This is a genomic window from Pseudomonas sp. FW300-N2A2 (assembly GCF_017351735.1).
Lineage (GTDB): Bacteria > Pseudomonadota > Gammaproteobacteria > Pseudomonadales > Pseudomonadaceae > Aquipseudomonas > Aquipseudomonas migulae.
The window spans coordinates 258645-282021 of the sequence record NZ_JACNDU010000004.1; the positions used below are offsets into that span (position 1 = coordinate 258645).

Below are 23377 nucleotides of genomic sequence, written 5' to 3' on the forward strand. Positions count from 1 at the left end.
TTACGCTTCGTCATCCAGGCGTCGGCCGGCCAGTCGCCGACCCCGGGTAATCAGCTCGATGAACTGTACGGCGCTCAATGCATGGGCGAACAACCAGCCCTGACCGAACTTCACCCCTTCACTGCTCAAGAATGCGGCCTGGGCTTCATGCTCGATGCCTTCGGCAATCACCTTCAGGTGCAGCGACTGGGCCATGTGAATGATATGCGGCGCCACGCCACTGCTGGCGGCGTCATGCCCCAGCGCATCGATGAACGCCTTGTCGATTTTCAGGCAGTCCACCGGCAGGGTTTGCAGGTAGGCGAGGCTGCAATAGCCGGTGCCAAAGTCATCGATCAATACCTGATGCCCGACATCGCGCAAGGCCTGCAGGTTTTCCCGGGCCACCACCACGTCAATCAATCCCCGCTCGGTCACCTCAAAGGCAATCTGCTTGGCCGCGACCCGGTGCAAGGTCAGCAGGCGCGCCATCACCTGACCGATTCGCGGCACCATGACATCGCACGCTGCGAGGTTGACCGAGATGTACAGTTGCGGATTGGCCCGCAACAACTGCCCCAACTGCTCCAGCAGGCGTTGCAGGACGAAGTCGGTCATCTGCCGGATCTGCCCGGTGTTCTCCGCCATCGGAATGAACAGGTCGGGGCTGGTCAGGGTGCCATCCGGCCTGCGCCAGCGCAGCAAGGCTTCGGCTCCGACGCAGTTGCGGCTGTCGAGGTCGAAGATTGGTTGATACAACACCTGCAACTCGCCACGTCGTATCGCACCGGTCAATTCGGCGTCCAGCGACTGCCGCTGACGCACCAGCAGAAACACCATGAAGCCCACCAGTATTCCCAATGCCAGGCTGGCCGGCACCAGCCACCACCAGGCGGTGGGCACATTCACGGCGGTGCGCGGGGTGATCAGCACCAATTGGTATTCGGGGCTTTTGGTCGGCATGAGGTAAATCAAGCGAGTCGGGGTGACTTGCAAGGCTTCGCTGCTCTTCGGTGGCCAAGGCACGGTCGGTGGCCAGGCTTGCGGGGAGCCCAGCACCGGAATCGCGCGGGTGCCGTTGTCGAGTATCACCAAAAGACTGCTGCCCGGCGACAGGTCGACCATGTCGGTCAAATGTCCGCGAGAGGTCGCGACTCGGAAGTTGCCCCGTCCGAGCATGAGCGCGGCGCGGTTTTCATCAGGTTCGGTGGTGGTGTTCAGCCAATAACTGTAAGTGGGGTCTTGAATGTCCGGTGCTCGTGTCAGCGACAGTCCTTCCTGGCTCGGTCGGTTGGAGCAGATCTTCGAGGCATCCATATACGCGGCCTCGTAAACGAAGCGGTAATTGAAGGTGACCTGCTGCAAAGTGGCGATCATGTCTTTGTCGCAGGTTCGCAGCGGTTGGGCCTCCAGATCATCGAGGCCTTCGCGCAGTTGCCCGAACAACTGCTCCAGGCGCGAAAGAAATCGTTCGCCTTGCGCGTTCATTTCCAGACTTTCGTTTTGCTCAATCTGATGAATGGCCACGAACAGGCTGAGCGCCAATAGCAACACGCTGCTCAGGGCGGCCGCCAGCATCGCCAAAAACCATGGGCGATAGAACCAGCTACGAAGCGTCTCTCGAGCAGCAGGCATATGGGAATATCCGAAGAATTACCAATGAGTTATAGCTGCTGATTGGGAAAAAGCCCGCACCGTCGGGCGGGCGTCATTATTTTGTCTGATTCAACACCTGGAGAAGCGCAGCTGTCTGCGCATCCGGCATGCCGTCGAAGCGCGACGGCCGGAAATGCATTTGAAAGGCGCCGATCACGTGACGCGTCGCAACGTCCAGCTCGCCGGTTTGCGGCGTGGCGTAACCGAGGCGGGCCAACTGCGCCTGAAACCAGCTGACGCTCGGCAGTTTCGAGTCAAACTGCACTTGTTGCCGCGCCACGGCCTGCTCGTCTGGCCAAACACCAAGGCCTTCGGCGGCCAGGCGCTTCCAGGGAAAAAGCGGCCCCGGGTCCAGCTTGCGAAACGGCGCGATGTCGCTATGGCCGATAATGCTGTGAGGGTTGATGGCGTGACGTTTGCTGATGTCTTTTAGCAAGACGATCAAGGATTGGACCTGAGCTTCGCTGTAGGGATACCAGTAACGCCCTCCGGTCGGGAGTTCCTTGAATCCTGGGTTGACGATTTCAATGCCGATGGAGCTGGAATTCAACCAGGTCCGACCCTGCCACTCACTCTCTCCGGCGTGCCATGCCCGTTGGTTTTCGTCCATCAACTTATAGATAGTGGCGTTTTTGTCGTCGCCGATCAGGTAATGGCTGCTGACTTCGCCGTGGGTCAGCAGTTGCAACGAGCGTTCGAGCGATGCCGAGGTGTAATGCACCACCACGAATTGAACGCGGCTGTCGTGATTGGCCGAAGGATGGCTGGTGTCGAACCGAGGTCCGCTGGCACAGCCGGCCAACAGGATCAGCGACACGAAGAGGGTGAGAAATTTCATGGTAGAGACAGTACGCGCAAGACAGTAATGCAACAGTGTAACGTACTGCCTTGCGCGAGAATGGTCGGCGCGAGCTTTTAAACAAAATGGAACAATTGGCTGTCAGCCCAGTTCCACTCGGTTACGTCCGGCATGTTTTGCGCGATACAGCGCCTGATCGGCTCTTTTAAGCACCAAATCGCTGTGTTCGCCGGGTTTGAACGCTGTCAGTCCCATGGAAATGGTGATGGTCACCGGCTCGCTTTTGAAATGGAACGGGCAGGCTTCTACCGCCGCTCGCAAGCTTTCCAACAGTTTTGCGCCGACGGCCGGCACCGTACCGGGCATTAACAGGACAAATTCTTCTCCGCCAAAGCGTGCAATGAAATCTGTCCCGCGCAGGCGCTTGCGCAGCACCGTGGCGATGATTTTCAGCACTTTGTCGCCCGCCAGATGACCATAGTTATCGTTGATGCGTTTGAAATGGTCGAGGTCGAGCATGGCCAGCAGAAGGGTGTTGCCGTGCTGCTGCCACTGATGGATTTCGTGGTCGAGCCGCTCGCTCCAGGCCGCCCGGTTCGGCAGCCCGGTCAGCGGGTCGATCAAGGCTTTCTGGCGCTGCTCTTCAAGATGTTCGCGATAACCCTGGGCTTCCTGCTCCATGTGCGCCACCCGTTCGGCCAGGCCTTTCAGGCGGGCGGCCACTTCCTGTTCGCGTTCGTCGCGCTGCTTCTGGTGTTGGTCCATGGTGCCCAACAGGCCTTCGAGGTGGTTCTCCAGCACATGCTTGAGATCGTCCAGGTCGGCGGCTTCCTGCATGCTGCTCTGCAAGCCGTCGACTTGTTCGCGGATCTGCGTGTCCATTTGCCGTGCCGCAGATTGGTTGTCGGCATGGCCATCGCTGGCGGCTTGCAAGTTGCTCTGGAACGACTCGAGGCGTTCGTTGAGTTGCTGCAAATAAACTTCGAACTCGTGCTGTCCGCTGTTGTTGATCGCCAGCATCAAAGTTGCCAGATCGTCGAGGATCGGCAGCAGTTCGTACCAATTCAAACCGTTTTGCAGGCGATCACGCATCGCTTCGGCTTGTGGGCGATGACGTTCGGGGAGCGACAGGTCGTCGAGCAGGCCCAGTAGCGTGTCTTCGATGTGCTTGGCCACTGAGCTGTAGGACGGCTCGGGCGAGTCCGGAAGGGCGTAGAGAATATCGTGTTCAGGTTGTTCCGGATCGATGGCGGCCAGCGCCTGGGCCACGGCCGAGGGCAGGGGCAGGCTGTCGAGAGGCACCACCGGGGTGAGTTCGTCGGGATTGCCAAGCGGTTGAGCCTCGACAACCGGTGTCATCGCGGCGGGTGCGGGTTGTTCCGGTTGTTGAGCCTGCGGCTGGGCCGGTGTTTCCACGTCGGGCACTGGCTGAGGCTCAACAACTGGCGGGACAAATGCCACGACGGCAGGCGGCGGGGCGTCTGTCGGCGTCTCGATCACCGGCGGCTCGGGTGCGGCCACGGGCGTGTCAGACACTGTCACCGGTGGCTCAGCGGCGACTGGCGCGGATTCGACGGTGACTTGCGGCGACTCGGCAGGCAAAGCAGCAATGGCTTCTACAGGCGCTGGAGCGGACGCCTGGGCCTGCAGAGCCGCAGCTTCCGGAGTGGCTTCATCCGCTTCACGACTGCCGAACAGTCGTTGCAGCAAACCCGGACGACCGGGTTCTGTCGGGGTCTCCAGCTGATTCAAGGCTTTGCCTTGCAGGCCGCTCAGTTCGCTGAGCAGCAACGGGATCTCGCGTGCCTGGCTGACGCGCCCGTCCAGGGTTTTGGCAAAGTTCTTGAGTGGCCGGCTCACTTCCCGGGGCAACGGCAACGTTTGCAGTTGCGCAACCAGCGAGGTCAGCGCGGCACTGGTCTGATTGACTCGGGTTTCGCGACGCTGTTCGGAGTCGAGTACGGCTTTTTCCAGTCGCGGAAGCAGCGCCGCCAGGCCCGCATCCATGTCATTGGTGCGGATGACCTCGCGCATTTCTTTCATGCACTGGTCAACAGCGCGGTCGGTGCCCTCGGCCGCCAGCGTACTGCGCACCAACCCGCGCCGCAGCAAGTCGAGCCGGGCGTCCCAGCGACGCTCGAGTTTTTCCTGTTGTTCGATGCTTTTGAGGTATTTCTCTTTCCAGCGCTGTGCTTCGTCGCTCATTCAGGGGTTCCGCGAGGGGCAGGACTCAACGCGGGGAATGCATCGGCCGTGAGCGAACCCGGCAGACGAATTTCTACCGCGACCGGCAGGTGATCGGAAATGGGTTGAGCCAGCACTTCGACCTTTTCCAGCGTCAGGGTCGGGCTCAGCAGAATGTGGTCCAGGCAGCGCTGCGGGCGCCAGCTGGGGAAGGTCGCTTCCAGTTGCGGTGCCAGCAGGCCGAGGTCGCGCAACGGGGAGTTTTGCAGCAGATCACTGGCATGAGTGTTCATGTCACCCATCAGCACCTGGTGTTTATAGCCGCCAATCAACTCGCGGATGTAAGCCAGTTGCATGCTGCGGGTGCGTGCGCCCAGCGCCAGATGCATCATGACCACCACCAGCGATTCCGGACCTTCGCCGAAGCGCACCAGGATCGCCCCGCGACCCTTGGGCCCCGGCAGCGGGTGATCTTCAATCGCCCACGGGCGCAGGCGGCTGAGCACGCCATTGCTGTGCTGGCCGAGACGACCAAGGTTGCGATTGAGTTGTTGATACCAGTAAGGGAAGGCGCCGAGTTGCGCCAGGTGTTCCACTTGATTGACGTAGCCGGATCGCAGGCTGCCGCCATCGGCTTCCTGCAGTGCAACCAGATCGAAGTCGCCCAGCAGATTGCCGATTTTTTGTAGATTGTCGGCACGCCCGGTGTGCGGCAATAGGTGTTGCCAGCCCCGGGTCAGGTAGTGCCGATACCGCTCGGTACTGATACCGACCTGGATATTGAAACTGAGCAAGCGCAGACGGCTGTCTGCGGGCAGGCCCGTCGATTCCAGGTGATGCTCGTTGACCTGCGGATCATGCAGGCCAACGACGCGTTCAGTACCCCAGCGGCGCATGGCAGGCCTCGCGCTTAGTGGGCAACAGCCTTGATAGTCGCTCGTTCTTGGTCAACCAGCTTGTCGGCCAGTTGCAGCGCTTGCTCGGCGCCGCCGGCAGAGCCCACGTCAAAGCGGTACTTGCCGTTGACGATCATGGTTGGAACGCCGGAGATTTCATATTTCTTGGCCAGTTCTTTGGCTTTGTTGATTTGGCCTTTAATGGCGAAGGAATCGAAGGTCGCCAGGAACTTGTCCTTGTCTACGCCTTGAGTCGCCAGGAAGTCGGCCATTTCGTTTTTATCGGTCAGCTTTTTGTGTTCTTTCTGAATCGCGTTGAAGACCGCAGCGTGAACCTTGCTCTCGACGCCCATGGCTTCCAGGGTCAGGAACATCTGGCCGTGTGCGTCCCACGGGCCGCCGAACATTGCAGGAATACGCACGAAATTCACGTCGGACGGCAGCTTCTCGACCCAGGGATTGATCACTGGCTCGAACGCGTAGCAATGCGGGCAGCCGTACCAGAACAGCTCCACCACTTCGATCTTGCCAGGCACTGCAACCGGAACCGGGTTGCTCAGTTCGACATAAGGGGCGGCGGGGGCTTCGGCGGCTTGGGCAGTCATGCCGAACAGGCTGGCAGCGACGAGTGCGGCGCTGATGATCAGATTACGCATGCTTTACTCCTGGACAATTTGGGTCGCCTCGCGCGACCTGTTTTCAGACAGGTCATGGCGGGCTTGAGTTCTGTAGTGTAACGGCAGCAGGCACAAAAAAGGGTGGCCTGAGCCACCCTTTTTATACTTGCTGCGACGGATTAATAGAGCGTTAACGTTGCAGGAGATGTACATCCCGCGCGGCGCCCGCTTCGCCGTCTTAGTGCAGGCCTTGAATGTAGCTGGACACCGCTGCGATGTCTTCGTCGCTCAGCTTTTTGGCAATGGTCTGCATGGTTTTGGTGTCGCCGTCGTTGTTGCGACCGCCTTCTTCCTTGCGGAAATCGGTCAGTTGCTTGGCGACGTATTGAGCGTGCTGGCCACCCAGGTGCGGGAAACCGGCGGCGGCATTGCCCGCGCCATTTGGCGAGTGGCAACCGGTGCAGGATGGAAGGCCCTTGGCCAGGTCGCCACCACGGAACAGTGCTTCACCGCGAGCCACGACTTTCGGGTCGGCGGCACCAACGCTGCCTTTCTGACTGGCGAAGTAGGCGGAAATATCAGCCAGGTCCTGATCGCTCAGGTTGGTCAGCAGGCCGGTCATTTCCAGAACGGTGCGCTTGCCCGACTTGATGTCGTGCAATTGCTTGGTCAGGTAGCGTTCACCTTGCCCCGCCAGTTTTGGAAAGTTTGGCGCCATGCTGTTGCCATCCGGGCCGTGGCAGGCGCCACATACGGCGGCTTTGGCCTGACCGGCTTTTGCATCACCCGGTTGTACTGCCTCACCTGCAGCATGGGCCATGCCGGAGATGCCCACGGTCAACAGCAGACTCACGATCAATTTGTTCATCAGCTAATCCAACTACGGCTAAGGGTTAAAGAGTTATGGACCGGGATCACTCGCTCATCCACTGGATGATGACTTGGTAATCCTCGGCACTGCAGTCCATGCACAAACCACGCGGCGGCATCGCCTTGAAACCCTGGGTCACGTGTTGCACCAGCGTCTCCATACCTTTCGCCAACCTCGGCGTCCAAGCTTCCTGATCGCCCTTTTTGGGCGCCATGGGTAGTTGGCCGGAATGACAGGCACCACAAACACGGTTGTACACAGCTTCCGGATCCTGTGTAGCCTGAGCGCTGTAAAGCGGTATCAAGACACCGGCAGCTAGCAGCCATTTCGTCATAAAACGACCTTTTCAGGGTTGAGAGCGTTCTGCGTTCTAATGCGCAATCAAGGTCAATCGCTCTCGTGAACTTCATCCTACGCTGGGACAAAGCGCACACAAAATCTGCGGCATTATATACTGGCGTCACTGAAACGGAAACGACACCGCTTGCCGCGTCCATTCCCGGCGCCGCCCACATCGGAAATCCCATGCAACTCAAGAACCCCATCCTCGGCCTGTGCCAACAGTCCACCTTCATGCTCAGCGCTGCCAAAGTCGACCAATGTCCCGACGACGAAGGCTTCGAAGTGGCCTTCGCCGGGCGTTCCAACGCCGGTAAATCCAGCGCTTTGAACACCCTGACGCATGCCAGCCTGGCGCGGACCTCGAAAACCCCGGGTCGCACGCAACTCTTGAACTTCTTCAAGCTAGACGATGATCGGCGTCTGGTCGACCTGCCGGGGTACGGTTACGCGAAAGTACCTATCCCGTTGAAGCTGCACTGGCAGCGTCACCTGGAAGCTTATCTGGGTGGTCGCGAGAGTTTGAAAGGTCTGATTCTGATGATGGACATCCGTCATCCAATGACCGACTTCGACCTGTTGATGCTCGATTGGGCCGTGGCCAGCGGCATGCCGATGCACATTTTGCTGACCAAAGCGGACAAATTGACCTACGGCGCAGCGAAGAACGTCCTGCTCAAGGTGCAGTCGGATATCCGCAAAGGCTGGGGCGATGCGATCACCATTCAGCTGTTCTCGGCGCCAAAACGCCTCGGTCTGGAAGAGGCCTACACAGTACTGGCAGGCTGGATGGAGCTGGCGGACAAGGGCGCTGAACCCGTCGAGCAATAAATCGCAGGCAAAAAAAACCCCGGACTTCTTATGGGGAGGGGGAAGTTCCGGGGTTCAAGTTCCGGACCGCTAGGGCGGGGTCCAGATTATCTGCCAACACTTAACACAACATAGGAGCATCGAAGGGCTTCACCAGCCATTCAGTAACTCTGAGTGGCGCTTCACAGGTTTAGTTCCGGTGTTTCCAAAACCATTTGAAATAAGCTGGCTCGCTATCAGAAATAAGCCCCTTCATCGCGACACTATGCCGCAGCGAAATACCCTGTAGGAGCGAGCCTGCTCGCGATGGTCGTTAACGATAACGCGTTCATCCTGAATGAACGCGTTGCTTGTCAGCTCATCGCTAGCAGGCTCGCTCCTACAGTGGATCAGTGAGCCTCATCCCAGTTATTTCCCACACCCACCTCGACCAGAAGCGGTACATCCAGCTTCGCAGCGTCGCTCATGTGCACGCGAATTTCCTCACGAACCTGATCGACCAGGTCTTCACGCACCTCAAGCACCAATTCATCGTGCACCTGCAGGATGACTTTGGCGTCGAGGCCTGACGACGTCAGCCAGTTATCCACAGCCACCATGGCTTTTTTGATGATGTCTGCCGCAGTGCCTTGCATCGGTGCGTTGATCGCCGTGCGTTCGGCGCCTTTGCGCAGGGCCGGGTTTTTCGCGTTGATTTCCGGCAGGTACAGACGACGACCGAAGATGGTCTCGACAAAACCTTGCTCGGCCGCCTGGGCGCGGGTGCGCTCCATGTATTCCAGGACGCCTGGGTAGCGGGCGAAATAGCGGTCGATGTACGCCTGGGACTGTTTGCGGTCCACGCCGATCTGCTTGGCCAGGCCAAACGCGCTCATGCCGTAGATCAAACCGAAGTTGATGGCTTTGGCGCTACGACGCTGATCAGTGGTGACCTCTGCCAACTCGACGCCGAACACTTCGGCGGCCGTGGCTTTGTGCACGTCCAGGTCATTGCGGAAGGCGTGCAGCAAACCTTCGTCCTTGGCCAGGTGAGCCATGATGCGCAGTTCGATTTGCGAGTAGTCGGCGGCCAGCAGCTTGTAGCCTTTAGGCGCCACGAACGCCTGACGGATCCGCCGACCTTCGGCGGTGCGGATCGGAATGTTCTGCAGGTTCGGATCGCTGGACGACAAACGCCCGGTCGCTGCGACAGCCTGATGATAAGACGTGTGAATCCGCCCGGTGCGCGGGTTGATTTGCTCCGGCAGGCGGTCGGTGTAGGTGCTTTTCAGTTTGCTCATCGAGCGGTACTGCATCAGCACTTTGGGCAGCGGGTAATCCTGCTCGGCCAGTTCCGCCAGCACCGCTTCGGCAGTGGACGCCTGACCCTTGGCGGTTTTGCTGAGGATCGGCAAGCCGAGTTTTTCGTACAGGATCACGCCCAATTGCTTCGGCGAGCCGAGGTTGAATTCCTCACCGGCGATGGCAAACGCCTCACGCTCCAGCGCGACCATCTTCTCGCCCAGTTCCACGCTCTGGATACCCAGCAGGTTGGCGTCGACCAGCGCGCCCTGACGCTCGATCCGTGCGAGCACCGGCACCAGCGGCATTTCGATGTCGCTCAGGACTTTGCTCAGGCTCGGAATCGCGTTGAGCTTTTCCTGCAGGGTTTGATGCAGGCGCAGCGTCACGTCGGCGTCTTCGGCGGCGTACGGTCCGGCCAGTTCCAGGGAGATCTGGTCAAAGGTCAGCTGCTTGGCGCCTTTGCCGGCGATGTCCTGGAAGCTGGTGGTGGTGTGATTCAGGTACTTGAGCGCCAGGCTGTCCATGTCGTGGCGGGTCGCGGTCGAGTCCAGTACGTAGGATTCGAGCATGGTGTCGAAGGCGATGCCTTGCACGGTGATGCCGCAGCTCTGATCGCCACCGATGGCGCAGTTGGCCAGGATGTTCATGTCGAACTTGGCGTGCTGGCCGACCTTGAGTTTGTTCGGGTCTTCCAGGATCGGTTTCAGTGCGCGCAGCACGGTGTCGCGATCCAGTTGATCCGGTACGCCCATGTAGGAATGGGTCAGTGGAATGTAGGCCGCTTCGTTGGCCTGTACGGCGAACGACAGGCCGACCAGTTGCGCCTGCTGCGCATCGATGCCGGTGGTTTCGGTATCGAAGGCGATCAGCTTGGCGTCGTTGAGCTTCTTCAGCCACAGGTCGAAATCGGCCTGGGTGAGGATCGTGGTGTATTTGAGTTCGCTCTCGACGGCGGCTTCCTCAGCCACCGGCGCGGTGACTTCCTGACCGGAGCGCTTGGCGTCGCGCTGGTTTTCTTCAAACCAGCTTTTGAACTCGAGCAGGGTGTAGAGCTCGGCGAGCTTGTCGTGATCCGGCTTGCCCATTTGCAGGTCATCAAGGCCGATGTCCAGCGGCACGTCGATCTTGATCGTCGCCAGCTGATAGGAGAGGAAGGCCATCTCCTTGTGCTCTTCGAGCTTGGCCGGCAGGGTTTTCGCACCGCGAATCGGCAGGGTCGGGACGATGTCGAGCTGTGCATACAGCTCGGTCAGGCCGCCGTTTACGCCTACGAGCAGGCCGGAAGCCGTCTTCGGACCAATGCCCGGAACGCCCGGAATGTTGTCGGAAGAATCGCCCATCAGTGCCAGATAATCGATGATCTGCTCGGGAGCGACGCCGAATTTCTCCTTCACGCCCTCCACGTCCATGCTGCTACCGGTCATGGTGTTGACCAAGGTAATGTGGCCGTCGACCAGTTGCGCCATGTCCTTGTCGCCGGTGGAGATGATCACCGGGCGGTCGGCCGCTGCGCTGCTGCGGGCCAGGGTGCCGATCACGTCATCGGCCTCGACGCCTTCGACGCACAGCAGCGGAAAGCCCAGCGCGATCACGCTTTGGTGCAGCGGCTCGATCTGTACGCGCATGTCGTCGGGCATGCTCGGGCGATTGGCCTTGTATTCGGCGTACATGTCATCGCGAAACGTCCCACCCTTGGCGTCGAACACCACGGCGAACGGACTGTCCGGGTACTGCTTGCGCAGACTCTTGAGCATGTTCAGCACGCCTTTGACCGCTCCGGTCGGCAGACCTTTGGAAGTGGTCAGCGGCGGCAGGGCGTGAAAGGCGCGGTACAGGTAAGAAGAACCGTCCACCAGGACGAGGGGGGCTTGGCTCATGAGCAGGATCAACCTTTTCGGCGGGTCCGGCGCTAGAATAGCGGGACCGTTGACGACAAAGGGACAAGGTTATCATGCGCACACTAAATCGCCTGTTGCTGGCTGGCTTGTTTGCAATTGCACCATTGGCCGTGATGGCGGCGGATGACGCACCTTCGCCAGACCCGGATGTCACGATCCGCACGGAAGGGGATAAAACCATTCAGGAATATCGGCAAAATGGTTTTCTGTATGCCATCAAGGTCACGCCGAAAGGTGGCAAACCTTATTTCCTGGTGCGCGCGGATGGCTCGGAAGGTAACTTCATTCGCTCGGACTACCCGGATATGCTGATCCCGGCGTGGGAAATATTTAAGTGGTAAGTCGTCCTTAATTTTAATCGGTGCCGCCATTTGCGGCGCCCGTACTGGCAGTTAAAACATGTCTGTGTTCACCCCGCTGGCTCGGCCTGAGCTGGAAACCTTTCTCGCCCCTTACGGGCTCGGCCGCCTGCTTGATTTTCAGGGGATTGCTGCCGGTAGCGAAAACACCAACTTCTTTATCAGCCTGGAGCAGGGCGAATTTGTCCTGACCCTGGTCGAGCGCGGTCCGGTTCAGGAGATGCCGTTCTTCATCGAGCTGCTGGACGTGCTGCATGAAGCCGACCTGCCGGTGCCTTACGCCTTGCGCACTACCGATGGCGTCGCCCTGCGCGAACTGGCCGGCAAGCCTGCGCTGCTGCAACCGCGTCTGGCGGGCAAGCACATCAAGGAAGCCAACGCGCAACATTGCGCTCAGGTGGGCGAGTTGCTCGGCCATCTGCACCTGGCGACCCAGGCCAACATGATCAAGCGCAAAACCGATCGCGGCCTGGACTGGATGCTGGAAGAGGGCACGCAACTGCTGTCGCACCTGAATGCCGAGCAGAGTGATCTGCTGCAACGGGCGCTGGATGAAATCACACAGCAAAAAGAGAAAATTCTGGCGTTGCCACGGGCCAACATCCACGCAGACCTGTTCCGCGATAACGCGATGTTCGAAGGCACGCACCTGACCGGGTTGATCGACTTCTACAACGCGTGCTCGGGGCCGATGCTCTACGACGTGGCGATTGCCTTGAATGACTGGTGTTCGGATGACGACGGTCTGATTGACGGACCGCGGGCGCGGGCGTTGCTGGGGGCGTATGCGGCATTGCGACCGTTCACTGCTGCCGAGGCGGAGTTGTGGCCGACCATGCTGCGCGTGGCGTGTGTGCGATTCTGGCTGTCGCGATTGATTGCCGCGGAGTCTTTCGCCGGGCAGGACGTGTTGATTCACGATCCGATGGAGTTTCAGTTGCGGTTGGCGCAGCGGCAGAAGGTCAACACCCCGCTACCTTTCGCCCTCTAAAAGCTTCGCGGGCAAGCCTCGCTCCTACAAGTTGGCGTCGTACACAAAATTGTAGGAGCGAGGCTTGCCCGCGAATGGGGCGCCGCAATTCTGGAATTACAACGACTCCAGACACCCCGCCAAATCATTCCCCAACTTCTCCAGCACCTGCTCATACCCCTGAGCAGTCGCCGGCGTGTACCCGCCCAGCGCATCCAGCTCCGCCAGTTTTACCGGCAAACCCGCCACCAGTGTTTCCGCCAGTCGCGGCCGCAGCGGCGGCTCGCTGAACACACAGGTCTTGCCCACTTCCTGCAACCGCGTGCGCATTGCCGACACGTGCTGGGCGCCCGGCTGGACTTCGGCGGCGACGCTGAATACCCCAGCGTGCTTCAGACCGTAAGCCTCTTCGAAGTAGTCGAACGCTTCATGGAACACAAAGTACGGTTTGCCCGCGATGCCCGCCAGTCGTGCCTTCAAGCGCAGGTCCAGCGCGTCGAGACGTTCATCGAACGCCTTCAGATTGCTCTGATAGCGCGCTGCGTTGGCCGGATCGGCAGCGCTCAAATCAGCGGCCATTTTCGTCGCGATCACGCGAGCGTTGATCGGCGATAACCACAGATGCGCATCCAGGCTGCCCGGGCGGTGATCGTGATCATGTTCGTCGGCTTCTTCTGCGTGGGAGTGACTGTCTTCGGCGAAACGACGCAATTTCAGCCCCGGCAGATCCTGCACGGCAACGCTCGGCAGCGTACGACCGTTCAGCACGCGAGGCAGGAAACCTTCCATGTCCGGTCCGATCCAGTAAACCAGGTCCACCGATTGCACCTTCCGTACGTCGGACGGGCGCAACGCATAGTTATGCGGCGAGGCTCCCGGCGGCAGCAGCACTTCCGGAATCGCCACACCGTCTTGCACCGCAGCGGCAATCAGCTGCAGCGGCTTGATGCTGGTGAGGACTTTGACTTCGGCCTGGGCAGAACTGATCAACAGAAAACTGGCGACAAATGCGACAAAGATAGAAAAAAGTCGGGACACGATGACCACTCAAAGAGGCGAGAACGGGTAACATAATAACGTCTCTCACAAAACTCGTCGCCGCTCATGCCTAAAACACCGATTGCCAGCCGTCCCCACGACCACTCTCATTGCGTGCATAGCGCACTGTCTGAGGCCGATGCCCTGTGCGCTCGGCAAGGCCTGCGCCTGACTGCCTTGCGTCGGCGGGTGCTGGAACTGGTGTGGCAAAGCCATAAACCGCTGGGTGCCTACGACATTCTTGCGGTACTCAGCGAGCAGGACGGCCGCCGCGCTGCGCCGCCGACCGTGTACCGCGCGCTGGATTTCCTGCTGGAAAACGGCCTGGTGCACCGCATCTCCTCGCTGAACGCCTTCGTCGGCTGCAATCACCCGGAACACGCGCACCAGGGCCAGTTCCTGATCTGCCGCGAATGCCATGCCGCCATCGAGCTTGAGCAAAAATCCATCAGCGACGCGATTATCACCAGCGCCAAGGATGTCGGGTTCGTTGTCGAAGGTCAGACGGTCGAAGTGGTCGGCCTCTGCTCGGGTTGCCAGGGGGCTTGATGAGCAACGCGTTGATCCGCCTCGAGCAGGTTGCCGTCACGTTTGCCGGGCAAAGCGTGCTGGATAACATTGAGCTGAGCGTCGAGCCGGGGCAGATCGTCACCCTGATCGGCCCCAATGGCGCCGGCAAGACCACCCTTGTGCGGGCGGTGCTCGGCCTGTTGAAGCCGGACAGCGGCAGCGTGTGGCGCAAGCCGAAACTGCGCGTTGGCTACATGCCGCAAAAACTTCACGTCGATCCGACGCTGCCGCTGTCGGTGCTGCGCTTTCTGCGTCTGGTGCCCGGCGTGGACCGTGCTCGGGCCTTGGCGGCCCTCAAGGAGGTCGGCGCCGAACAGGTGATCGACAGCCCGGTGCAAAGTGTTTCCGGCGGTGAAATGCAGCGCGTGCTGCTGGCTCGGGCGCTATTGCGCGAGCCGGAACTGCTGGTGCTTGATGAGCCGGTGCAAGGCGTCGACGTGGCGGGGCAGGCCGAGCTGTACAGCCTGATCACCCGTCTGCGTGATCGTCACGGGTGCGGCGTGTTGATGGTTTCCCACGATTTGCATCTGGTCATGAGCACCACCGATCAAGTGGTCTGCCTCAATCGTCACGTCTGCTGTTCCGGCCATCCCGAGCAAGTCAGCGGCGATCCCGCTTTCGTCGAGCTGTTCGGAAAGAACGCACAAAGCCTGGCGATTTATCACCACCATCACGACCACGCCCATGATCTGCATGGTTCGGTCGTCAGCGCGGCCCCGTCGGCCCAACCTCACGTTCACGGAGATAGCTGCAAGCATGGCTGATTTTCTGCTTTACGCCCTGCTTGCAGGTCTGGCTTTGGCGCTGGTGGCGGGCCCGTTGGGTTCGTTTGTGGTCTGGCGGCGCATGGCCTATTTCGGCGACACCTTGTCCCACGCAGCCTTGCTCGGCGTGGCGTTGGGCTTCCTGCTGGATGTCAGTCCGACGGTGGCGGTCACCGTCGGCTGTTTGCTGTTGGCCGTGTTGCTGGTGACCTTGCAACAGCGTCAGCCGTTGGCGTCCGACACGCTTTTGGGAATTCTCGCACCGAGCACGCTCTCTTTGGGCCTTGTCGTACTAAGCTTCATGCACGAAGTGCGGATCGATCTGATGGCCTATCTGTTCGGCGACTTGCTGGCGATCAGCCCGACCGATCTGGCCTGGATTCTCGGTGGCAGCGCCGCTGTCATGGCCTTGCTGGTGACATTGTGGCGGCCATTGCTGGCGATCACGGTGCATGAAGAACTGGCGAGGGTGGAAGGTCTGCCCGTGCCGGCGCTGCGCCTGACCCTGATGTTGCTGATCGCCGTGGTGATCGCGGTGGCGATGAAAATCGTCGGTGTGTTGCTGATTACGTCGCTGTTGATCATCCCTGCGGCTGCGGCACAACGTCACGCCAAGTCGCCGGAACAGATGGCGCTGGGCGCGAGCCTGCTGGGCATGCTCGCCGTGTGTGGCGGGTTGGCGTTGTCCTGGTTCAAGGACACCCCGGCGGGCCCATCGATTGTTGTGACGGCCGCCGCACTGTTTCTGCTGAGTTTTGTCCTGCCCCGTCGAGGGGTGTAGACTTGCTCGTTTTTTGCGCAAATAGAGAGTCGCAGGAATGAAGCCGTTCGCCTCCCGTTATCTGCTCCTTGTCGCATTTTCGCTGCTACTGGGTGCATGCCAAAGCACGCCACCGGCGGCCACCGAGGCCACTGATGCGCGGGCCACGGCCATCGCACAGCTCGAGCAAAGCCTCGCCAGCAGCGAACTGGCCACTGCCGAAGATCAATTGGCTGCCTTGCAGGCTGAGTCGCCAAACGACCCGTCCCTTGTGCAATACCAACGGCAACTCGCCGAGGCCTATCTGCAACGCAGCCAGATCGTGCTGCAAAAAGGCGATGTGAATGCTGCGGCAACCGCACTGAGCCGTGCGCGGGCGTTGATGCCCAAGGCGCCGGCGTTGACCGGTGGGGTCAACAACGCCATCGTCAACGCACGCAAGGCAGAGCTCGACAAAGCTGAAGCGGCGCTGTTGGCTGCCGAGGCTAAACCTCAGGCAAAAGTGATTGATCCGACCGCTGAAAGCACCACCGTCGCGTTGAACCTCACCGATATGAGCAAACTTCGCCGGCAACTGGATGCGATCGCGGCCGATGTGGTGAATTACCAATGTGACGTGAGCATTCAGGCGCCGCGCACGCAGGACTACCCGTGGCTGGCGACGTTATTGACCAAGCGGGTAAAGAAGCTGGATTCGGGGTTTGACCTGAATCTGGAGAAGCAGATCCTGCGCAATGTTCCGGCGCAGATGGTCTTGAGTCCGCGTAAACCTTAAAAAGCATCGCGAGCAGGCTCGCTCCCACAGAGTTGCTGTCCCTGTGGGAGCGAGACCGGCTTGCCGGCGAAGGCGTCCGTCACGCGTTCGTTATTGCCAAATGAAAGGTTGAATGCGGAATAAATGCTAATAACCTCTATACGGACAGGCTAAAATGCGCGCCCGGCTAACCGCTGATCCTTATTCAACGCGCCCCACAAGGTTCGCTACGTGATCGAGTTTCAAAACGTCCACAAAACCTACCGCGTCGCCGGTAAGGATATTCCCGCCCTGCACCCGACCAGTCTGTCGATTGAGAACGGCCAGGTTTTCGGCCTGATCGGTCATTCCGGTGCGGGAAAAAGTACCCTGCTGCGTCTGATCAATCGCCTGGAGAACTCCAGTGGCGGCAAGATCATCGTCGACGGCGAAGAAGTCACCGCGCTCGACGCCAGCGGCTTGCGGCGCTTCCGTCAGCAGGTCGGGATGATTTTCCAGCACTTCAACTTGCTGGCTTCCAAGACCGTGGCCGACAACGTCGCACTGCCGCTGACCCTCGCCGGTGAACTGTCGCGTGGCGAGATCGACCAGCGTGTCGCCGAGTTGCTGGCGCGGGTAGGTTTGTCCGACCACGCCAAAAAGTACCCGGCGCAGTTGTCGGGCGGCCAGAAGCAGCGTGTCGGCATTGCCCGCGCACTGGCGACCAAGCCGAAAATCCTGCTGTGCGATGAAGCCACCAGTGCACTGGACCCGCAGACCACGGCGTCGGTCCTGCAACTGCTGGCCGAGATCAACCGCGAACTGAAACTGACCATTGTCCTGATCACCCACGAGATGGATGTGATCCGTCGCGTGTGCGACCAGGTGGCCGTGATGGACGCTGGTGTGATCGTCGAGCAAGGTTCGGTCGCTGAAGTGTTCCTGCACCCGAAACACCCGACCACTAAACGCTTCGTGCAAGAAGACGAGCAGATCGACGAAAGCGAACAGCGCGACGACTTTGCTCACGTGCCGGGCCGTATCGTGCGTCTGACCTTCCAGGGCGAAGCGACCTACGCGCCGTTGCTGGGAACCGTCGCTCGGGAAACGGGCGTGGACTACAGCATTCTGGCCGGCCGTATCGATCGCATCAAAGACATCCCCTATGGGCAACTGACCCTGGCGGTCACCGGCGGCGACATGGAGGCGGCGTTTGCCCGCTTCACCGCGGCTGACGTTCATATGGAGGTGCTTCGTTAATGGAAGCTCTGACAACGTTTTTCGCCAACATCGATTGGTTCGAAATCTGGCTGGCCACCGGCGACACCCTGCTGATGCTCGGCGGTTCGCTGCTGTTCACCGTTTTGCTGGGCCTGCCGCTGGGCGTGCTGTTGTTTCTCTGCAGCCCGCGTCAGTTGCTGGAAGCCAAAGGCGTATACGCGATGTTGTCGCTGGTGGTGAACATCCTGCGTTCATTGCCCTTCATCATTTTGCTGATTGTGATGATCCCGTTCACCGTGTTGATCACCGGCACTTCGCTGGGTGTCGCCGGTGCGATTCCGCCGCTGGTGGTCGGTGCCACACCGTTCTTCGCGCGTCTGGTGGAAACCGCCTTGCGTGAAGTGGATCGCGGCATCATCGAAGCGACCCAGGCCATGGGCGCGACGACACGTCAGATCATCACCAACGCATTGCTGCCGGAAGCCCGCCCGGGCATCTTCGCGGCGATTACGGTGACAGCTATTACACTGGTGTCCTACACGGCGATGGCCGGTGTGGTGGGCGCCGGTGGTCTGGGTGACCTGGCGATCCGTTTCGGATACCAGCGTTTCCAGACTGACGTGATGGTCGTCACGGTGGTGTTGCTGCTGGTGTTGGTTCAAGTGCTGCAAACGGTTGGCGACAAGTTGGTCGTACACTTCTCGCGCAAATAATTTATGAGCAGGCCCTTCGCTGGCGGGCGCCGCAAACAGGCGCCGCAAGCGGATATTCACAAGGAGTTAGCTGAATGAAAAAACTACTCGTCGCGTTCGCTGCCGTTGCAGCCTTTTCTGCCCACGCCGACACCCTGACCGTTGCGGCCACCCCGGTCCCGCACGCAGAAATCCTCGAATTCGTGAAACCGGCCCTGGCCAAAGAAGGCGTGGACCTGAAGGTCAAAGTCTTCACCGATTACATTCAGCCGAACGTGCAAGTGGCGGAAAAGCGTCTGGACGCCAACTTCTTCCAGCACCAGCCGTACCTCGATGAGTTCAACAAGGCCAAGGGCACTAATCTGGTTTCCGTAGCCGGTGTGCACCTGGAACCGCTGGGTGCTTATTCCAGCAAGTACAAGGCACTGACCGAACTGCCGGGCGGCGCCACCGTGGTGATCCCGAACGACGCCACCAACGGCGGCCGCGCTTTGCTGCTGCTGGCCAAGGCTGGTCTGATCAAGTTGAAGGATTCGAATAACATCCTGTCGACCGTCAAGGACATCACCGAGAACGCCAAGGACCTGAAATTCCGCGAACTGGAAGCCGCAACCATCCCGCGCGTGCTGACCCAGGTCGACCTGGCGCTGATCAACACCAACTACGCGCTGGAAGCCAAGCTCGATCCGGCCAAGGATGCTCTGGTCATTGAAGGCAGCGACTCGCCGTACGTGAACATCCTCGTTGCCCGCCCGGACGACAAGGACAGCGAAGACATGAAGAAACTGGTTGCCGCGCTGCATAGCCCGGAAGTGAAAGCCTTCATTCTCGAGAAGTACAAAGGCGCTGTGGTGCCGGCGTTCTGATCTGACGCTGTAACGAAAAATGGGGCGCAATGAATGCGCCCCATTTTTTTTGCCCGAAACACACGCCCCCTGTAGGAGCCAGGCTTGCCGGCGAAGGCGTCCGAGAGATCGCCTTCGCCGGCAAGCCTGGCTCCTACAAGGACGTGGGGTTTATTTACGGTTGAGCATCACCGGCAACTGCGCTACCAGCTTCGCGTTGTTCAACGGCGCCCGGATAAACCCGCGCTGTGTCCCGTCCGGCCCGATCACCGCCAGGTTGCCGCTGTGATCAACCGTGTAATTCGGTTTGCTGGTGTCCGCCGGAATGAACGGAATGCTCACCGCGTTGGCCAGTTTCTGAATGTCTTCCACCGACGTCGCCGTCAGGCCCTGGAACTGCGGATCGAAGTAGCCCAGATACTGCTTGAGTTGCTTGGGCGTGTCGCGGTTCGGGTCGACGCTGACCAGCACGATCTGCAACTTATCCACAGCCTCCGGCGGCAGTTCGCTCTTGATCTGGCGCAGTTGGGCGAGGGTGGTTGGGCAGATGTCCGGGCAGAAGGTGTAGCCGAAGAACAGCAGGCTCCACTTGTCTTTCAGCGCGTTGACCGCCACCGGTTTGCCGTCCTGATCGGTCATCGTCACGTCCGGCAGGTTACGGCTTTGCGGCAACAGGATGATCCCGGCGTCGATCAACGCGGTCGGGTCGCCCTGGCCTTTGCCGGACAGCACTTTATTGATGGTCAGGCCCAGAACCAGTGCGATCAGGGCAACAAGGATGAAGACGGTTTTCTGGGTTCGAGTCATAGGTTCAACAGTAGGTAGTGGTCTACGAGCAGCGCGATAAACAACAGGAACAAGTAGTAAATAGAGTACTTGAACGTGTTGATCGCCGCGTGCGGTCGAGTGCCACGGTACAGCACCACGGCCCATTGCAGAAACCTTGCGCCCAGTCCCAACGCACAAATCAGGTAAAGCATGCCGCTCATGTGGATCACATACGGCATCAGGCTCACGGCCAGCAGCGCGAAGGTATAGAGCAGGATGTGAATCTTGGTGTAGTGCTCGCCGTGGGTTACCGGCAGCATCGGAATGTCGGCCTTGGCGTATTCCTCTTTGCGGTGAATCGCCAGCGCCCAGAAGTGCGGCGGGGTCCAGGCGAAGATGATCAGCACCAGCAACAACGGTTCGGCGCTGATGTGGCCGGTGGCGGCGGTCCAGCCGAGCAGCGGCGGGGCGGCACCGGCGAGGCCGCCGATGACAATGTTCTGCGGCGTCGCGCGTTTGAGGAAACCGGTGTAGACCACCGCGTAACCGAGCAAGGAGGCGAGGGTCAGCCAAGCGGTCAGCGGGTTGGTGAAGGCCAGCAGCAACGCCTGGCCCAGCACCGCCAGCACCAATGCGAACGTCAGCGCCGCCGTCGGTGAGACCCGGCCTTCGGCCAAGGGGCGTTTGTGGGTTCGGGCCATCACCGCGTCGATGCGTCGGTCCACTACATGATTCACCGCCGCCGCACCGCCGGCACACAAGGCGATCCCCAGATTACCGAACACCAGCACGGTCCATGGCACCCCGGCGCGGGTCGCGAGGAACATGCCGACCAGCGAGGTGATGAGCATCAGCACCACCACTTTCGGCTTGGTCAGCTCCAGGTAGTCACGCCAGATTGCCTGGTTGTGACGTGCGCCGATCAGAGTCGCCATGGCATCTCTCCTTTTATTGTTATGGGCCCGGCTGAATGTTTACGCGGGCTGAACCGCCAGCGTGTCGGTTGCTTGACCCGAACCAGACTGGTTCGCGCGTGATAATTGACCAGCACCATCGTCAGCAGCAGCGCTGCACCGCCGGCGTTATGCGCGACGGCCACCGGCAGCGGCAGGTGGAACAGCACGTTGCTGATGCCGAGGGTGATTTGTGCGGCGAGGGCAATCAGCACCAGCCCGGCCAGGCGCGTCATGCCGACGACTTTCAGTTGCCATGCGAGGCCGAGCAGCACCACTGTCACCAACAGCGCGCCGATACGGTGAGTCAGGTGAATCGCCGTGCGAGCATCGCTGTCGAGCTGCCCGCCCAGGTAATTGGGGCCGATGTGCTGGGTCAGGTGAAAGCCGTTGGCGAAGTCCGCCGGTGGCAGCCATTGCCCGTGGCAGGTCGGGAAGTCGATGCAGGCCACCGCCGCGTAGTTGGAGCTGACCCACCCGCCGAGGGCGATTTGCAGGATGACCAGCAACAACCCGGCCGTCGCCCAGTACTGCAAGCGCCGGGGTACGGTCAGTGCAGGCAGCACGCCGGACAGGCGAAGGGTCAGCAGAAACAATAGGCTCAACGTCGCGAACCCGCCGAGCAAATGCCCCGTCACCACTTGCGGCCAAAGCTTGAGCGTCACCGTCCACATGCCGAACGCTGCTTGGGCAATCACCACCGCCAGCAGAAACAACGGCAGCTTCACCGGTTGCCCCGGATGACGACGATGCACCCACGCGCGACCGGCCAGCACCGAGATCAACAGCCCCAGCGTGCCGGCGAAGTAACGGTGGACCATCTCGTTCCAGCCCTTGTGCGCTTCGACGGGCGCATCGGGAAAGTGCAGTTCGGCATGCGCCAGCTGGGCTTCGCTTTTCGGCACGCTGATAAAGCCGTAGCAGCCCGGCCAGTCCGGGCAGCCGAGACCGGCGTGGGTCAGGCGGGTGTAGGCGCCGAGCAGCACCACAATCAGTGCCAGCAAGGTGGCAAACAGCGCGAGGCGAAATCCAGGTTTGGCCATGACGATGCCCTTATCCGATGTTCGACAGTTTCAGCAGATGGCGCAGGTCGTTGAGCAAGTCCTTGCCCTTCACCGTCGGGTCGTAGCGCAGCACCAGATTGCCGTGGGGGTCGATGATCCACAGGTGCGGCGTGTCATTGCTCTGAGCGCCTTTGGTGTAGGTCGGCAGGTCCAGGGAATACCGCTGCAACTGCGGGTACTCGCGTTGAAGTTTAGTCTCGTAATCGCTGTTCAGCGGCTGCGCGGTGGCGATGGCATGACTGGCGCGGGACGCATCGCGACCGAGGCCGATCTGGATTTGCCGTGCCAGATACACCAGTTGCTGGCAGTCCACTGCACACGCCTTCGGTGCCGTGACCAGTAGTTGCCAGCGCTCTTCCTGCGCCTGCACGCCAAGGTCGGCGCGGGTCTGGCCGTTGCCGATCAGTTCGCCGTGATAGCTGCGGCCTTCCGGCACCCAGAAATTCAGTTTGTACATGCCGGTGGCGAGGATCATCGGGCCGATCACCACGAGCAGGATCAGTAACAGCTGCAAGCGACCCTTGCGCCGGTTCGCCGGCGTTTTCGCTTCAGACATGCTGGGTGGATTCATGGCCGCTCCCATGGTGTTTCTCCTTTGCGTTGTGCCAGCCGAGGTAGATAAAAAGGCCGAGCAGGGCGATCGACATGGCGAACCACTGCACGGCATAAGCGATGTGTTTTTCCGGCCCTGTGGCAACGATCGGCCAGTCGGCCCGGTAGGTTGCGAGGCTGTTTTCTGCGCGTAATTCGTAGGCAAGACCTTCACGGCCCAGAGCTGACCAGAGCCTGGTCGGTTCCACCGCTGTGATCAGCTGCGGCCAGGTTGTGCTGTCCGGGTCAGCGTGTAATTGAAACGTCGCGCCGGGGGAAACGTAGACCCAGGCATCGAGACTCAATGCCTGGGCGGGTGTATTGAATTGCGGCGGTGTGCGCCGGTCCGGCCACGGCAGCCAGCCGCGATTGACCAGCAGCCAGAGCCCGGTCGCCTGATCCTGAAACGGTTGCAGCAGCTCGACGCCAACCTTGCCGTCGCGTTGACGGTTATCCAGCAGCAGACTGTGCGCGGCGTCGAACTGGCCGTGCAGGCGAACCCGGCGAAAGGCCGGATCTTCGGTGTGTGGCAGTTCGGTGCTGGCCATCGGTTCGGCGGCACGGCGTTCGGCGTAGGTGTGCAGCAGCGCGCTTTTCTCTGCGCCACGGCCCAGTTGCCAGAAGCCGAGCGACACCAGCAGCGGCAGCAGGAGGGCGACCACCAGCGTCGGCACGATGCCCGGCCGAAAGCGCTTCATGGCGTCGCCAGAAAGTCA

At 60.4% G+C, this 23377-nt stretch carries 24 protein-coding genes; 10 read left to right on the forward strand and 14 right to left on the reverse strand.

What is annotated here, in order from left to right:
- The 7 genes from J4E42_RS08855 to J4E42_RS08885 all read right to left on the reverse strand — a co-directional run bounded on the left by J4E42_RS08855 (position 1) and on the right by J4E42_RS08885 (position 7336).
- Positions 1–1614 carry an EAL domain-containing protein gene (locus J4E42_RS08855; RefSeq protein ID WP_008044710.1) on the reverse strand — a complete coding sequence of 538 codons (1614 nt, stop codon included), beginning with the start codon at positions 1612–1614 and terminating at the stop codon, positions 1–3.
- A 76-nt stretch (positions 1615–1690) separates the two neighbouring features.
- On the reverse strand, positions 1691–2473 hold the full coding sequence (locus J4E42_RS08860; protein ID WP_008044709.1) for an N-acetylmuramoyl-L-alanine amidase: 783 nt from the start codon (positions 2471–2473) through the stop codon (positions 1691–1693).
- Between the two features lie 102 nt (positions 2474–2575).
- Positions 2576–4639 (reverse strand): GGDEF domain-containing protein, encoded by a 2064-nt coding sequence (locus tag J4E42_RS08865; protein WP_207285016.1) that lies wholly within the window; start codon positions 4637–4639, stop codon positions 2576–2578.
- On the reverse strand, positions 4636–5514 hold the full coding sequence (locus tag J4E42_RS08870) for an endonuclease/exonuclease/phosphatase family protein (RefSeq protein ID WP_008027651.1): 879 nt from the start codon (positions 5512–5514) through the stop codon (positions 4636–4638). The genes J4E42_RS08865 and J4E42_RS08870 overlap by 4 nt, the downstream gene beginning before the upstream one ends.
- Positions 5515–5528: 14 nt before the next feature.
- Complete coding sequence (gene dsbA / locus J4E42_RS08875; RefSeq protein WP_008044707.1) at positions 5529–6170, reverse strand: thiol:disulfide interchange protein DsbA; 642 nt, start codon at positions 6168–6170, stop codon at positions 5529–5531.
- A 199-nt stretch (positions 6171–6369) separates the two neighbouring features.
- Positions 6370–6999 (reverse strand): cytochrome c, encoded by a 630-nt coding sequence (locus J4E42_RS08880; protein WP_008044706.1) that lies wholly within the window; start codon positions 6997–6999, stop codon positions 6370–6372.
- Between the two features lie 46 nt (positions 7000–7045).
- Entirely contained in the window at positions 7046–7336 is a 291-nt protein-coding gene (locus tag J4E42_RS08885) for a cytochrome c5 family protein (protein WP_008027657.1), read from the reverse strand.
- 191 nt (positions 7337–7527) lie between these two features.
- Between J4E42_RS08885 and yihA the strand changes: the two genes are divergently transcribed.
- Positions 7528–8172: a ribosome biogenesis GTP-binding protein YihA/YsxC gene (gene yihA, locus J4E42_RS08890; protein WP_008044703.1), complete on the forward strand. Its 645-nt coding sequence runs from the start codon at positions 7528–7530 to the stop codon at positions 8170–8172.
- Between the two features lie 368 nt (positions 8173–8540).
- Here the strand turns inward: yihA and polA are convergent, their stop codons facing one another.
- Complete coding sequence (gene polA, locus J4E42_RS08895; protein WP_192228119.1) at positions 8541–11312, reverse strand: DNA polymerase I; 2772 nt, start codon at positions 11310–11312, stop codon at positions 8541–8543.
- A gap of 74 nt (positions 11313–11386) precedes the next feature.
- On the opposite strand from polA, the gene J4E42_RS08900 reads away from it, so the two are divergent.
- Both J4E42_RS08900 and J4E42_RS08905 read left to right on the forward strand, forming a co-directional pair.
- Positions 11387–11674 (forward strand): DUF2782 domain-containing protein, encoded by a 288-nt coding sequence (locus J4E42_RS08900; RefSeq protein ID WP_008027663.1) that lies wholly within the window; start codon positions 11387–11389, stop codon positions 11672–11674.
- Between the two features lie 58 nt (positions 11675–11732).
- Positions 11733–12683: a homoserine kinase gene (locus J4E42_RS08905; RefSeq protein WP_192228118.1), complete on the forward strand. Its 951-nt coding sequence runs from the start codon at positions 11733–11735 to the stop codon at positions 12681–12683.
- 96 nt (positions 12684–12779) lie between these two features.
- Here the strand turns inward: J4E42_RS08905 and J4E42_RS08910 are convergent, their stop codons facing one another.
- Positions 12780–13700 (reverse strand): zinc ABC transporter substrate-binding protein ZnuA, encoded by a 921-nt coding sequence (locus J4E42_RS08910; protein WP_008044699.1) that lies wholly within the window; start codon positions 13698–13700, stop codon positions 12780–12782.
- A gap of 66 nt (positions 13701–13766) precedes the next feature.
- On the opposite strand from J4E42_RS08910, the gene zur reads away from it, so the two are divergent.
- The 7 genes from zur (at position 13767) to J4E42_RS08945 (ending at position 19306) form a co-directional block, all read left to right on the forward strand.
- Positions 13767–14249, forward strand: a complete 483-nt coding sequence (zur, locus tag J4E42_RS08915; RefSeq protein WP_008027669.1) for a zinc uptake transcriptional repressor Zur — start codon at positions 13767–13769, stop codon at positions 14247–14249.
- Positions 14249–15034: a zinc ABC transporter ATP-binding protein ZnuC gene (znuC, locus tag J4E42_RS08920; RefSeq protein WP_008027671.1), complete on the forward strand. Its 786-nt coding sequence runs from the start codon at positions 14249–14251 to the stop codon at positions 15032–15034. Before zur ends, znuC begins: the two co-directional genes overlap by 1 nt.
- Entirely contained in the window at positions 15027–15815 is a 789-nt protein-coding gene (znuB, locus tag J4E42_RS08925) for a zinc ABC transporter permease subunit ZnuB (RefSeq protein ID WP_008027673.1), read from the forward strand. The genes znuC and znuB overlap by 8 nt, the downstream gene beginning before the upstream one ends.
- Before the next feature lie 37 nt (positions 15816–15852).
- A complete protein-coding gene (locus J4E42_RS08930; RefSeq protein ID WP_008027675.1) occupies positions 15853–16569 on the forward strand; it encodes a PA5502 family lipoprotein in 717 nt (238 codons plus the stop codon).
- 210 nt (positions 16570–16779) lie between these two features.
- Positions 16780–17787 carry a methionine ABC transporter ATP-binding protein gene (locus J4E42_RS08935; protein ID WP_008027677.1) on the forward strand — a complete coding sequence of 336 codons (1008 nt, stop codon included), beginning with the start codon at positions 16780–16782 and terminating at the stop codon, positions 17785–17787.
- A complete protein-coding gene (locus tag J4E42_RS08940; RefSeq protein WP_008027679.1) occupies positions 17787–18461 on the forward strand; it encodes a methionine ABC transporter permease in 675 nt (224 codons plus the stop codon). The genes J4E42_RS08935 and J4E42_RS08940 overlap by 1 nt, the downstream gene beginning before the upstream one ends.
- Before the next feature lie 74 nt (positions 18462–18535).
- A complete protein-coding gene (locus tag J4E42_RS08945) occupies positions 18536–19306 on the forward strand; it encodes a MetQ/NlpA family ABC transporter substrate-binding protein (RefSeq protein ID WP_008027681.1) in 771 nt (256 codons plus the stop codon).
- 150 nt (positions 19307–19456) lie between these two features.
- Here the strand turns inward: J4E42_RS08945 and J4E42_RS08950 are convergent, their stop codons facing one another.
- The 5 genes from J4E42_RS08950 to J4E42_RS08970 are packed head-to-tail and all read right to left on the reverse strand — an operon-like array spanning position 19457 to position 23359.
- On the reverse strand, positions 19457–20092 hold the full coding sequence (locus J4E42_RS08950; RefSeq protein WP_008027684.1) for an SCO family protein: 636 nt from the start codon (positions 20090–20092) through the stop codon (positions 19457–19459).
- Entirely contained in the window at positions 20089–20988 is a 900-nt protein-coding gene (gene cyoE / locus J4E42_RS08955) for a heme o synthase (protein WP_008027686.1), read from the reverse strand. The genes J4E42_RS08950 and cyoE overlap by 4 nt, the downstream gene beginning before the upstream one ends.
- Positions 20976–22049: a heme A synthase gene (locus J4E42_RS08960; protein WP_192417858.1), complete on the reverse strand. Its 1074-nt coding sequence runs from the start codon at positions 22047–22049 to the stop codon at positions 20976–20978. The genes cyoE and J4E42_RS08960 overlap by 13 nt, the downstream gene beginning before the upstream one ends.
- 10 nt (positions 22050–22059) lie before the next feature.
- The gene (locus J4E42_RS08965; RefSeq protein ID WP_008027689.1) at positions 22060–22653 is read right to left on the reverse strand and encodes a hypothetical protein; all 594 of its coding nucleotides are present in this window, start codon (positions 22651–22653) and stop codon (positions 22060–22062) included.
- Positions 22619–23359 (reverse strand): SURF1 family protein, encoded by a 741-nt coding sequence (locus J4E42_RS08970; RefSeq protein ID WP_207285017.1) that lies wholly within the window; start codon positions 23357–23359, stop codon positions 22619–22621. Before J4E42_RS08970 ends, J4E42_RS08965 begins: the two co-directional genes overlap by 35 nt.
- Positions 23360–23377 lie beyond the last annotated feature (18 nt).